At 54.1% G+C, this 12,803-nt stretch carries 12 protein-coding genes; 5 read left to right on the forward strand and 7 right to left on the reverse strand.

Annotated features, from left to right (window positions below; all coding sequences use genetic code 11):
- Positions 1 to 312: 312 nt before the first annotated feature.
- Entirely contained in the window at positions 313 to 648 is a 336-nt protein-coding gene (locus C1Y42_RS22475) for a nuclear transport factor 2 family protein (RefSeq protein WP_104094414.1), read from the forward strand.
- 133 nt (positions 649 to 781) lie between these two features.
- On the opposite strand, the gene C1Y42_RS22480 is transcribed toward C1Y42_RS22475, so the two are convergent.
- Both C1Y42_RS22480 and C1Y42_RS22485 read right to left on the reverse strand, forming a co-directional pair.
- A complete protein-coding gene (locus C1Y42_RS22480; protein WP_104094415.1) occupies positions 782 to 970 on the reverse strand; it encodes a hypothetical protein in 189 nt (62 codons plus the stop codon).
- A 38-nt stretch (positions 971 to 1,008) separates the two neighbouring features.
- Positions 1,009 to 1,509 carry an antirestriction protein ArdA gene (locus C1Y42_RS22485; RefSeq protein WP_104094416.1) on the reverse strand — a complete coding sequence of 167 codons (501 nt, stop codon included), beginning with the start codon at positions 1,507 to 1,509 and terminating at the stop codon, positions 1,009 to 1,011.
- Between the two features lie 954 nt (positions 1,510 to 2,463).
- Between C1Y42_RS22485 and tnpA the strand changes: the two genes are divergently transcribed.
- Genes tnpA through C1Y42_RS22500 form a run of 3 tightly spaced genes read left to right on the forward strand, consistent with a single transcriptional unit; the run spans position 2,464 to position 5,019 of the window.
- Positions 2,464 to 3,078 (forward strand): IS66-like element accessory protein TnpA, encoded by a 615-nt coding sequence (tnpA, locus tag C1Y42_RS22490; protein WP_233210752.1) that lies wholly within the window; start codon positions 2,464 to 2,466, stop codon positions 3,076 to 3,078.
- Positions 3,075 to 3,422 (forward strand): IS66 family insertion sequence element accessory protein TnpB, encoded by a 348-nt coding sequence (gene tnpB, locus C1Y42_RS22495; protein ID WP_058702782.1) that lies wholly within the window; start codon positions 3,075 to 3,077, stop codon positions 3,420 to 3,422. Before tnpA ends, tnpB begins: the two co-directional genes overlap by 4 nt.
- Positions 3,423 to 3,441: 19 nt before the next feature.
- The gene (locus C1Y42_RS22500; protein ID WP_104094417.1) at positions 3,442 to 5,019 is read left to right on the forward strand and encodes an IS66 family transposase; all 1,578 of its coding nucleotides are present in this window, start codon (positions 3,442 to 3,444) and stop codon (positions 5,017 to 5,019) included.
- Between the two features lie 4 nt (positions 5,020 to 5,023).
- Here the strand turns inward: C1Y42_RS22500 and C1Y42_RS22505 are convergent, their stop codons facing one another.
- The 3 genes from C1Y42_RS22505 to C1Y42_RS22515 form a co-directional block, all read right to left on the reverse strand.
- A complete protein-coding gene (locus C1Y42_RS22505) occupies positions 5,024 to 7,651 on the reverse strand; it encodes an autotransporter outer membrane beta-barrel domain-containing protein (RefSeq protein ID WP_233209859.1) in 2,628 nt (875 codons plus the stop codon).
- A 116-nt stretch (positions 7,652 to 7,767) separates the two neighbouring features.
- Positions 7,768 to 8,844: an acyltransferase gene (locus C1Y42_RS22510; protein WP_104094418.1), complete on the reverse strand. Its 1,077-nt coding sequence runs from the start codon at positions 8,842 to 8,844 to the stop codon at positions 7,768 to 7,770.
- A gap of 720 nt (positions 8,845 to 9,564) precedes the next feature.
- Positions 9,565 to 10,605 (reverse strand): hypothetical protein, encoded by a 1,041-nt coding sequence (locus tag C1Y42_RS22515; RefSeq protein WP_022622972.1) that lies wholly within the window; start codon positions 10,603 to 10,605, stop codon positions 9,565 to 9,567.
- Between the two features lie 69 nt (positions 10,606 to 10,674).
- Between C1Y42_RS22515 and C1Y42_RS24110 the strand changes: the two genes are divergently transcribed.
- Entirely contained in the window at positions 10,675 to 10,962 is a 288-nt protein-coding gene (locus C1Y42_RS24110) for an EexN family lipoprotein (protein WP_158251417.1), read from the forward strand.
- Between the two features lie 185 nt (positions 10,963 to 11,147).
- On the opposite strand, the gene C1Y42_RS22525 is transcribed toward C1Y42_RS24110, so the two are convergent.
- Both C1Y42_RS22525 and C1Y42_RS22530 read right to left on the reverse strand, forming a co-directional pair.
- The gene (locus C1Y42_RS22525) at positions 11,148 to 12,074 is read right to left on the reverse strand and encodes a HEPN domain-containing protein (protein WP_104094419.1); all 927 of its coding nucleotides are present in this window, start codon (positions 12,072 to 12,074) and stop codon (positions 11,148 to 11,150) included.
- Positions 12,075 to 12,512: 438 nt separating this feature from the next.
- Complete coding sequence (locus tag C1Y42_RS22530) at positions 12,513 to 12,755, reverse strand: DNA polymerase III subunit theta (RefSeq protein WP_104094420.1); 243 nt, start codon at positions 12,753 to 12,755, stop codon at positions 12,513 to 12,515.
- Positions 12,756 to 12,803 lie beyond the last annotated feature (48 nt).

Genomic DNA, 12,803 nt, shown 5'->3' on the forward strand with positions numbered 1-12,803 from the left:
GCCGTGTGTGCTGGCGGGATGCGCGGAGCGCCGGAGACGGCGCGACTGAGCGGCGCAGCCGGAACGGCTGCTGCAGGCGAAAGGTGTTGCGTCAGGATGGAAACCCGCTGGACCGGAACCGGAACGGGGCCGGTCCCGGGCAGAGACGGCGCGCCGGCTCTGTGCGAAGCATGACAGCCGACAGGACGCCCGGGGTAAAAGACCTTTACCTGATAAACTGCGGCGGACTGAGAAAGGTGTTGTGAAACGCCTTTCTTTATTGAATATTAATGCTGACAAAAAGCATATTAATTCACTAAAGAGAGGTCCGGCATGTCAGTCACCTGTCCTGTTGCTGCTCAGTTTGAGGCGTACAATGCGCATGATATCGACGCTTTCATGGCCTGCTTTGCTGACGATTTTAAGGGCTACCGTATGCCTGCTGAATCGCCCTCAACACAGGGAAAACCAGCACTGCGTGATTTCTACATCAACAACCGTTTCAACAATCCCGCACTTAGAGCGGAACTGATTTCCAGAACGGTGCTGGGGAATAAAGTGTTTGATCATGAATTTATTCACGGCCTGTCACCCTCTCCGCTTGAAAGCATTGCCGTTTTTGAAATCAACGATGGCCTCATCTCAACGGCCTGGTTCTATTTTCCCTGATCTTCTGCACGCTGCCGGAATAAGCAGAAAGGCAGGAAGCGCGCCGCCAGGCGTGTCTTCTGCCTTTCTCCCGCCGCAGGCGCAGGGTTTTGGGCGGACTGACAGGCGGCCGTAACCGCCTGAACGTTGCTGATTATCCCCTGCCGTCCTGCTTAATGAAGCGGCCGCCGATGTAGACGGCACACTGGCAGGTCATGAAATGGCAGATTTCATCCACGACTTCCTCCGTCCTGAGTTCTCTCAGTCCACTGCTGCGGCGGTGCTCGTTAATCAGCGCCCTGTACTGGCGAAGAATGTCGCGGGTTTGCGGTGACAGTTTCATTTTTCTCCTTTACGGCAGGGCCAGCCCTGCCGAAATCATCAGTTACTGAACACAAAACCGTCATGCAGTATCAGACCACTGCTGAACAGGTCACGCGCATACGCTTCGTAGTCGAAATAAGACCGCAGCGGCTCCGGGACGTCATTTAGCAGGCCATGTTCTTCGACATACTCGTAAGCATAATCTTCCTCGGTTTTCGCCTCTCCCAGGTACGCGTCGTCAAACGCGTCGAAATCACACACGCCCGAATAGTCCGCCCATGCAATAAATGCGGCTTCTCTCCCCTCTTCTTTGGCCTGCTTCCAGGCGGCGATGAAGTCCCAGTCAATATGAGATTCCGACACGAACTGTGACGGGATCCCCTCCCAGTCCTGAAACATGAATTCAGGATCGTCTTCTGAGGCATGAAGGTCGCGGCAGGCTTCATGAAACTCGTCCTTCTCCTCAAAGTCCGTGAGATCGAACCACTTCCCGAAAATGCTGCCGCAGTTATATTTGTGATAAGTCCCGACGTATACCGCTGGCCCGTTAAAAGTCATAAGCAATCCTCCGCAGTCAAAGTTGTCTCAGATCCGGCCTGTGCCGTGCCTGAATGACAGCCCGACGAAGAGACGCAGTGGTCAAGCGGGACGAGGAGGCCGCAGCGCAAGCGAGCGGAGCCGTGATTACGCACGGCGCTGACGCGAAAACTGAGCGGAAGCGCGACGGAAGTAAGCGCGGCAGAGGGAGTGCGAACGGGCGAAGGAGGCGCGCTTGACCACAAGGCGATCGGGCTACAGTGAAGGCACGGCACTGGCCGCAGGCCGCACGGGCCGGGTTTTGTGCCTTTCCCCGCCTACTGGCGGATAAAAGCGGCGCGCAGCAACATCGTAATACTTCGTTGTCCACAACCGGCGTGCATATCCCGGCCGGAACCCTGTGGATAAAACCCTGGCGACGGCGGTAACAGTGAAACAAAAAAGAGTGGTTGAAATATAACCGCTTGTTGATCAGTTCAAGTGGCTACGTATCAGTGCAGTGCGCCGGTAAAAATCGATGAGCTGATAATCAATGACCCCAATCAGTATTCTTCATTCGCTGGGCCGGAGTCGCCGCGCATGAATATGGGCATCATTCTGCTCTTCAACGTATGAGGTCCCTCCTTTGGAGTCGTGAGCGTCATACAGCCGGGCGATCAGCTAGGCAGGACCAGCACCAGGTTCCTTTGTCTTAACAGACGCCCGGATGCAGCAGGGCAGGATCATTATCCCACTATATTGGACAAGCCACATGCCGGGTGTCTGTAAAATATCCTGTCTTTCTTACCATGTAACATTACGTACTGCCGGTTTACAATTGATGTCGCGATTCATTCACTAATAGGAAGATATGATGAAAACGGGACTTCTTTCACTGGGCCTACTGACCGCTGTACTGCTTACCGGCTGTAAGCGTCACGTTTATACCGTCTTCCATTTCTTCCCGTGTTTCCTACCATGGACACTTTCGCGAACATGGACACTACCGTGGACAGAAACACGCCTTACACCAGTCGACCCTGGATCATTACTGCACTCAGCCTGCGGTTTAACGACGCCCTGACCTACCGTGAAATCGCTGAGCAACTGAAAGTCAGCACTTCCGCTACGCATAAAATGTTCAAGCGTTTTCGCCGTACGGGTATTAACTGGCCGCTGCCCGAGGACTACACGCCTGAACGGCTTGAGGAGGAGCTCTACGCCTTCAATCTGGAAACGAACCTGCCCGTAAAAAAGCGGCGTCCGGACTGGCCGCTGGAGTTCAAAATCCGTATGGCAGAGTTGAGCCTGCAGCCGGACGCCTGCGTGGCAAAGCTGGCCCGGGAGCATGGGGTCAATGACAATCTGGTATTTAACTGGCGCAACCTGCACCGTCAGGGCCTGCTGGATCCTGCCACGCGCGCCGGGATGATACCCGTCACGGTTGAGCCTTTTCCTGTTCCGGTCAGGCAGAACGGCGGCACACCGGATTCGCCCCCCGTTATCAGCTGTAAGCTGACGCTGCCTGGCGGCACCCTGAGCCTGACCGGCCCCGTGACACCGGAGCTGCTGCGGGCGCTGGTCAGTGCAATCCGTGTGAGTGAGGTATGATTAGCTTTCCGGCAGGCGCACGCATCTGGCTGGTTGCCGGCGTGACGGACATGCGCTGCAGCTTCAACGGTCTGGCCGCAAAGGTGCAGAACACGCTGCGTGCCGACCCTTTCAGCGGCCACCTGTTCATCTTCCGGGGCCGGCGCGGCGATATGGTTAAGGTCCTCTGGGCAGACCCCGATGGTCTTTGTCTTTTTACGAAGCGCCTTGAGCGGGGGCGTTTCGTCTGGCCGGTGAACCGGGACGGCAGGGTGCACCTGACGCAGGCCCAGCTGGCCATGCTGCTGGAAGGCATTAACTGGAAGCATCCGCAGCGGATAAATCCTCCTGGCCTGCGCATCTGAACCGGCGTAATGTGAGCGCATGGAACGCTCACTTTCTGCAGAAAATGCCCGCCTCAGGGCGCTGCTGGACACACAGCAGCGAAGCCTTGAGCAGATGGCCGAAAACAACCGCCTCCTGTCACAACGGGTGGCGGCGTACGCCAGCGAAATCAGCCGGCTGAAAGCGCTGGTCGCGAAGCTGCAGCGGATGCAGTTCGGCAAAAGCTCCGAAAAGCTGCGGGAGAAAACGCAGCGTCAGGTGCGTCAGGCAGAGGAGCACATCAGCGCCCTGCAGGAGGAGATGGCAGAGGTCCTGGGTGAACAGCATGACCCGGTACTTCCGCCGCCGCTGCGCCAGTCTTCCGCCCGCAAACCGTTGCCGGCCTCGCTTCACCGTGAAATCCGCATGCTGCCACCGACAGAAACCGCCTGTCCGGCCTGCGGCGGCGAGCTCAGCGCGCTGGGCTGCGACGTGTCGGAACAGCTGGAGCTCATCAGCAGCGCCTTTAAGGTCATCGAGACGCAGCGGCCGAAGCTGGCCTGCTGCCGCTGTGACCACATCGTTCAGGCCCCCATGCCGTCAAAACCCATAGAGCGCAGCTACGCGGGCCCCGGGCTGCTGGCGCGCATCGTCACGGCGAAGTTCGCGGAGCACACGCCTCACTATCGTCAGTCGGAGATATACCGCCGTCAGGGCGTGGAGCTGAGTCGTGCCACGCTGGGGCGCTGGTCCGGCGCGGTGAGCGAACTGCTGGAGCCACTGTATAAGCTGCTGCGTCAGTACGTGCTGATGCCGGGTAAGGTGCACACCGACGATATCCCGGTGCCGGTTCAGGAGCCGGGCAGCGGCAAAACCCGGACTGCCCGGCTGTGGGTGTACGTACGGGATGACCGCAACGCCGGTTCGCAGCTGCCGGCGGCGGTCTGGTTCGCTTACTCGCCGGACCGTAAGGGCGTTCATCCACAGCAGCATCTCGCCAGGTACAGCGGCATCCTGCAGGCGGATGCCTACGGGGGCTACAACGCCCTGTACAAAGACGACCGCATCACGGAAGCGGCCTGCATGGCCCACGCCCGGCGGAAAATCCACGACGTTCATGCCCGCACGCCGACCGGTATCACCACCGAAGCGCTCAGGCGCATCGGCGAACTGTATGCCATCGAGACGGAGATACGCGGAAGCCCGGCAGAGGAACGGCTGGCGGTCCGGAAAGCGCAGACCGTGCCGCTGATGCAGTCGCTGTACGACTGGATACAGGTTCAGATGACGGAGCTGTCGCGCCACTCCGATACGGCAAAGGCGTTCGCCTACCTGCTGAAGCAGTGGGACGCGCTGAACCTGTACTGCAGCAATGGCTGGGCGGAAATCGACAACAACATCGCGGAAAACGCGCTGCGGTGCGTCGCCCTGGGCCGGAAGAACTGGCTGTTCGCCGGTTCAGACGCAGGTGGGGAGCGGGCAGCGGTTCTGTACTCGCTGATCGGCACCTGCCGGCTGAACGGCGTGGAGCCGGAGGCGTGGCTGCGTTACGTCATCGGCCACATCCAGGACTGGCCGGTGAACCGGCTGCGCGATCTGCTGCCCTGGAAAGCTGACCTGCTGCCCGCGACGGGATGATATCTCAGAACCGGTAGCTTACCTGCAGCGAGCCCTGACTGTCGCGGTAGCCACCGCCTCCGGCCTGCTGCGTGAACACCAGGGCGCCCGACAGGCTCCTCGACAGACGCCCCTCCACACCCGTTTTCAGCTCGGCCACGTTCCGGCTACCCCGCACATCATCCGTTTCTTCATTCATGCGCACGCCGTACACCTGTGTGTTGTGCAGCCAGTTCACCTCCACGAACGGCTGGAACTCGCGCACGGTCTGCTGGTCCAGCCGGCTTTTCCCGTTCAGGTAGGTTCTGAGTCCCAGGCGGGTGGTGACCCCGTCGTTTCCCGTCCCCTGCACGCGGGTGCCGCCCGCCTCGGTGTGGTCATCCGCCCGGATGCCGGACCAGACAGCCTGCGCGTGCGGTTCAAGGAACAGGCGGTTCTCCGTTCCGCTGCGGCTCTGCCAGCGTCCCGCCAGCCAGGCATAGCCGCCCTCCAGCGACGCCTTTATTCCCTGACTGTTGTAGCGCTCCACAGGCAGCATATCCCCTGAGACCTCGTTGCGGAACCAGTTGTACTGCGCCCACGTCTCGGCCCATGCGCCGGTTTTGGCCTCTGCGTTCTGGTACCACGTGCCGTACACCCCTGCACTGTATCCGCTCACGCTGCCCTTTGCGTCCCGGCCGGTCAGGCCGTTGTGTGAGCCGCTGTCCGCCCGGCCGTAGCCGCCCATAAGGCCGGCGTGAAGCGCGTCCGTGCCGTTTGTGGAGCCCTGAATAATATCCCCGCCCAGCTGCAGCACATAACGGTCAGTCTGCGTGCGGTTCTGGCCGTCCGCCATGGACGCGCGCCCGTGGCTGCCCAGATTACGCATCCACAGGCTGGTCGTACGGGCCTCCCCCGTTACCGGGTCGCTGTAGCGCGTTTCCCCGCTGCGGTCCCGCATTGACAGGTCAAACAGGGTATTCGCCGCCTGAAGGTTAGCCGTGTAGGCCGACGCCTCGGGGCGATACATGCGGACTGGCTCAGGTGAAGGCCCGGGAGAAGGTGTGGGGTCAGGGACTGATGCGAAGGCAGTGCTGGTCAGGTACCAGCCCGCCGTGTCGGTACCCGAAACGTTTCCTTTGCGCAGCCTGTAGTCGTAGGCACCGGCCACCACGCGGTTACCCAGCGAGAACACGGCGTCAGAGCGCCCGCCCACGCTGATGAGCTGGATACCGTCCAGCGTCTGCGCGCCGCCGCCGTTCTCGTTGGTCACGAAAAGCGTGCTGGCACCGCTTGTGTTGCCGGTCACCACGAGGCGGTCAGTCAGGGAGTCATCGCCGCCCAGCACGCTGCCGAGCGATACCGAGCTGCCGGGCAGTCCGGTATAATCACCGTTAACCGTCAGGGTGTTGCCCGCGCTGGCCGGGGTGGGATTCAGCACGAGGCTTCCGCGGTTGGTCAGGCTGGCATTAATGACTGAGGAGGCGTTTTTTTCCGTACTGAAGAGCAGTGTGCCGTTCTGTGACAGGGCACCGTCAAGGATACTGCCGCTTTCCAGGGTCAGGGTGCCGTTATTTACCGTGCCGTTAGCGGCGGACCAGCGGGCAGATGGTGAGAGCGTCAGTGAACTGCCGGACGTGACGGTAATATTGTCCACGCTTGCGTTATTCGTGGCGGTGAACGCTGCGGACGAGTTTCCATCCCCCACGAACACTGCAGAGCCCGCCTGACCGGTTAATGCGCCGTTAATAACCGCTCTGGTCCCACTGATATAAATCGCTGAGTTGCCAAGGTAAACAGAGCCATCAAGCAATCCTGAGTTGTGAATACCGCCGCTAATGTTGCCTGAATTGTATACAGACCAGTTTCCCCCTCTGATTGTGCCGCTGTTTACAATCTGAGAGATGTTACCGGCATTGCTTATACCCGTGTCTGCCCCCTGAATGATTCCACCAGACTCATTGAGGATACTGCCAATCGTTCCTTCGTTGAGAATACCATTGCCGACGGAGCCCGTAATGGTGCCCGTATTGTCAATTTTACCTATCCGGTTGGTTATTCCACTCGTTGTAAGGTTAGTAATACCTGTCGCAGCTTTGATTTTCCCGTTATTAAAAACCGCGTCAATTGATGAAAGGTTATAAAGGGCGGTGGTGTAATTGTCGTTTCCGGTCAGATCGCTGTTGAGGGCCATATTGGTGATCAGGGAATCATTCTGCAGTGTGCCGCTGTTTGTAAAATCCCCAATAAACCCTGAAACGTTATAAACGGCGGCAATACCTGTCCCTCCGGTCACGGATATAAGTCCGTCATTAATAAAGTCATCAATGTGAGTTTCGTTTGACACCCCAGGCCCGTTACTGGCTATGCGTATACCCGTGTAAGCAGAAGTGATGGTGCCACCATTACCAAACACTTCCAGATTGTTGTCCGGAATATAGACCGCGACGCCACCCACGCCCTCACGGGTAACATCAACAGAAGCTCCCTGAGCCACCGAGAAAAAACCCAGTGACGGCGAAACCGTACATTCTTCGGTTTCCTGACTGGTGACGGTCTGTGAATCTTCATCGGCAACCGAGTCACAGACACTGGCTGCCACTGATGAAAATGAAAGTAAATTTAAACTCATCAGGCTGACGGTCCACAATACGTGCTTTTTTTCATGAATCATTTTGAACCCCGTTCAGGAAAAAACTTCATAAATACTGGCGTGAAATAAGCGAAGTCTGGTTTCATCAATACATATATATGATGCTTTAAAGATTCCGGCTCAAATGACTTTTCCCTTTAAGACTGGCTGCTTTCGGAGGCTCTTTTTAGCAAGAGGCTCCTGGTGATTTTTTTCCCTAACTGTACCGAGGGTATTTCAACCAGCCTGAACATCACTGACGCTATTCCCGTGCTTATGACGACTGACAGTATAAATACTGCCGGGTTACCGTTTTGCATCGCCGATGAAGGTAAAGCGTTTTTGATAAAAAGCATCACCGGGTAATGAACCAGGTACAGTGAGTAAGAAATATCACCCAGAAATGACAGCGCGCGAATGTTTACGGTTTTTATATGGCAGCTCAGCGCAATGACCGAAGCCATAATTACCAGCGCCGGCCAGAAGCCGCCGCTCATGCCGAAAACCTGCGGCCCGGTGATGGTGACAAAAGTAATGGCTAAAGCGAGAGCACCCCACGCCACTGCCCGGATAACGCGGGAGTCACTGATTTTGTTATTCACCATCAGTTCTGCCAGAAACATACCCGCAATGAATTCAAAAACAATCGTGTTACTGCCAATTTTAATCCAGCCCTGCCACCAGTCCGAGACAACCATTTCAGGTGATACCTGAGAGGAGAAGCTGAAACTGCCGTTATAAAAGAGCTGAAATCCCACCATGGCAGTCATAAAAATCAGCGCACAGAGACAGCTGCGGTAGCGATAACTGAGACGCATGGAAAGGGCAAAAACGGCGTAGAACATGACTTCATAGGACAGGGTCCAGGGTGGCCCCAGCGGACTGAAACCAAACGTCGGCCCCGGTCTGGTGTAATCCTGAAGGCAGAAATAAAGCACACATGACATCTGGCCGATGGTCCGTTCAGGATAAACAAAGACAAGTGAGGCGAGCCAGACCAGAAAGAGGGGAGGCCATATGCGGAAAAAACGCTTAATTAAAAATGTACTGGCTTCCTCCGGTGCCTGGCGGGTGATGAACGTCATAATGAAACCACTGACGATGAAAAAAACATCCACGCCCAGGGCTCCGGGAATGTGATTTGCCCAGTAATCCCCCAGAAAGGCAGCGTTATGGGCAATGACTACAAGCAAGGCCGCCAGTCCGCGTACGTACTGAATAGTCAGAATTTTCACGGTTATTTTGCGCTCTGTTCAGTTGGAAATAATTCATAATTACTTAATTTATCAGCATCCCTTTTACCACACCAGATACCAACCGGAACTAAAATGAGCGCAGGGCACAGCGGGTTATACGGCAGAATCACCTCCCTGACAAATCCACAATGACTTTCAGTATCGGCTGTTGGCCGGCACTGAACACTGGCTGTCACGGTTACCACCGTTAGGAAAATACTTTTTTAGGTACCACTCATCAGTACCATTTTTAAGATGAGTAATGCCAAAATTTCGCGTGAGGTATGTTATTTTAACCAAGCGGTGAATCCCCCTAAGCGGAGGGGCTGAGCCACAAAAAGGCTGAAAGCCTTGGCCAATAAGCGGGTCAGGTTGTGGCTTTTCCTGACTCACCGGGAGGCACCCGGCACCGCTCAGTTTTCTACAGGAAATCTGATGGATGTAAACAAACGGACGTGAATCCCCCTCAGCGGCGGGGCCAAGTCAGATACAAACATAATCATCCTGGCAATGAGCAGAAACGGCAGGTCAGGTTCTGGCTTTTCTGACCTATCGGGAGGCACCCGACACGTCCGGGACAGTTGCAGTTTTCAGCAGACAAAAGGGCTGCGGCTTTAGCCGCAGCCCTTTTTATTTATGCTGAATCCAGAGATGAGCTACACATCAGAAAGACAACCTCCATTCCGGATGGTTGGGGTTATTACGCCCATCCGGTGTCTTTCAGGCCCTGATTTTCCGGTAGGCAGGGTGAGTATTCACCCCCCACAAACCGGCCAGCGCACTGACAACAGCCCCCGCCAGAAGAGCGATGAATGACCACAGAGCGATTTTTGCAGCCGCGCTGGCGGCTTCGTCAGCTTTCTCTTTTGCCTGCTTTTTGAATTCCGCGTACTGCGCCTTCGCATCGTTCAGATTACTCTGGAGCCGGGCCATACGGTCGCTTACCTCCTGAACGGTTTTGTCACGCGCCTGAATGAAGTTATCGACGGCCCTGTCCGCTTCTTCCGGTGACAGACGGGTATTTTCTGCCAGCGCTTTTTTCACCTCATTCCTGTCGACACCTTTGCTGACTGCATCCGCCCGTGACTTCAGTTTACCGCTCAGCGTATCAATAATGGCGTCACTGTTGCCCGGGTTAACAGCCAAATCTTTGACCGAATCTGCAATATCACTCCCCGCTGCCTGAAGCTGGGACTGCAGAAATTCCGGCTGAAGTTCTTTAATGTTGCTCCTGCGCAGCGCATCAAGTACCTGTTTGTCCGCCTGCGGGGCTGTGAGCTGCGTGTTCAGTCCGAGCCTGTCAGCAACATTCTGAGCGATATCGGCTGTTGCGCCCGATGCTTTTCCTGCGGCACTGCCCAGTCCACTCACAGCAGAACCCGTAGCAGATGCTGCTGCGCCAACGGCGCTTCCCGCCATGTGCAGAATGCCGCCAGCGGCGGCGAAGCCCAGCACGGAAGCAACAAGCAGGGATGTGGCCCATGAGAGAAATCCATGGATGGTTCCATCCGCGCCCGCCAGCCTGCCGGCCACAAAACCGCCGCAGGCCAGACTCAGCACTATCGAGATAACTGACCAGATAATAACAGCCTTGTCAGCACCGTTAATGACATCGTCAGACTGAGGTGAAAGCATTGAAAAACCAAGGCTTGACCCAAGCGTGGTCAGCAGCAGGGACACTGCCATTACCGTTACCACGCCCGCAATGATGCTGCCCCACGAGACGCTTCTGTTCAGTTCCGCTTCTTTTACAAGTTCCATTGTAATCTCCATTTAAAAGCTATTAAAAAGACGGGATTAATCCACGCCCAGATTAATCTTAGTAAAAATATGAGGCACTCAAAGCCGATTAGACGAAACAAGCATCACCTGTGCTGTCAGAGTGAAGTGGGCCGAACCGATAAAGCGCAAGACGGTGCAGGTGAGACGCTTACTACCGGCTGTGATGCGGGCGCTAAAAGTCTTGAGTGGTATAAAGAGCATGATAAAGAGCGCGCTGCTAAATATGAGGAATGCAGAAAAGCTACCGATCCGCGCGGCACAGAAGACTGTCGTAACGCCATTGATGCCACAGTCCTCGGCGGCTCCTTCACAAAAAGCCCGGTAAAGAGTTGGTAGGAACCCGACAAGCCGCCGTCAGGCGGTTTTTACGACCTTTTCGGGACACATTGTTTTCTGACACTCATATATTCAGCTGACGCCGGACATCGTCCGCTACGAGAAAATAGCAGACGTAAATATTATAGGATTAGTATCAAACTCAACACTTTTACTTCATAATTTCTTATATAGACTTAAAGTGACTAACAATTCTTGAGATCGTCAACCATCTGCTGGTTATTCAGGCTGTATTTGATAACCTTTTGAATTACCATATCCAAATAAGCATTAACAATGTCTATATTTTTTAACGATGAGAGTTCTTTGTTAAAGTCAAAGCTATTTCCGTGCGCAATGTTGCTTCTGAGTTTATATAGTTTTTTCCATAAAGTGTCATAACCTAAACCATTAAAAAGGTTTTGATGGCTAACCTGACCACTCCTATTTAATATAAATTGAGTTTTAAAAATTAACTGATTAGTAATGGACTCCCCATCACTTCTTCCATTAGTAAGCAACGCCTCTAAAGTAGAAAAATAAGATAAAGTAAGTAAGTTACTCTGCTGGGGTATGTTATCAGTTTCATGGAACAGCTGTAATATACCTCTGTAGCGACTATTCTCATCAAGATTTTTTATTAAGATGAATATATCTTTGAATTCAGTTAGTTGTTCATTACTAAACTCAACCCTATCTTGATGGCTCCCTATAGTCATCAGCGTCAAGTCACTGTATGATGAAAGGCCTCGGGCTAAGTATGAACTTTCTGTTTCATCAGAATAAATAGTCTGCATGGTAAATCGAAGTTTGGGGGTAGTTAATGCTCCTGCATACATTATTTCACTGATATGCTTATTGAAGTTTCGAAACTTTAACAGATATATTTCACTCTTGTCCGCGTGCTCCCACCTTGTGCTTTTTTGACCTTCATTATCAATTTCAACTTTTTCAGATCCAAATGGAATGAACATCCTTGAGAAATAACCTGCATCTTTAAGGTTTTCATCAAATAAATCCAATTCAAATGATTTTGGTGACTCAATGGAATAATCATCATTAATTCGAAATGGTAGTATGTCTTTTGGAATGGAAGCATTGGTCGATATTACATGGAAGCCGCCATCATACATTTGATATTTCCTTTTCTTAAATTAATATTGCCAGCAAACTTATATTTTAAATTAACACAACCTGTTGTTAGTTACATCTGCTATTGGCAAAAAACGGACTGATGCTTTACCGTTCGCTCACATTTGGTAATACACCTATCCTGACAAACTGCCATCTTGCAGCTGGCTGGACACTACATCTTGTTATGATTGCAGTTGGCAGTGCTACTATATGTGGTACCGGACAGGGCGATACATCTTCCCACGGGGAGTTGTTCTGCACCCGCCCCGTCCGGCCCGTTTGGTAATACTTCGGTGAGTACGGGTTTCCCCGAACCGGATTCTGCGCCAGCAAAGTTTTGATTCTTGCTATTACACTGAGCTCAGAGTGGCGTGGTTCAGCCCGAAAATGACACCTTTGCCATCAAGCCAGTCTCCGATTTTCGCTCAATGAAGCAGCTATTTCTCAGGTTCCTTCTGATAAACAGGATCGCTGCCTCGCGGGAACTTCAGCGCTTCTTTCCTGTAGAATTCCAGGCGCTCCCGGAAGTATTCACGCATTTCTTCTGGCTGCTGCCGCTCAACTTCGCCGGGGATTACCGTCAGGTTCATGCGTTCTTTCCAGGCCACGCCTGACGCAGCTAAATCCACATTAACTCTGTCGCGCTCTTCCCGGGTCCGGGCTGCAAGGTTATATGACATGATGATTCCTCCGGATAACAGTATACCGCCTATGCTGAATAGCAGGAG

The organism is Pantoea sp. ICBG 985 (assembly GCF_002928365.1).
GTDB classification, from domain to species: Bacteria; Pseudomonadota; Gammaproteobacteria; order Enterobacterales; family Enterobacteriaceae; genus Pantoea; species Pantoea dispersa.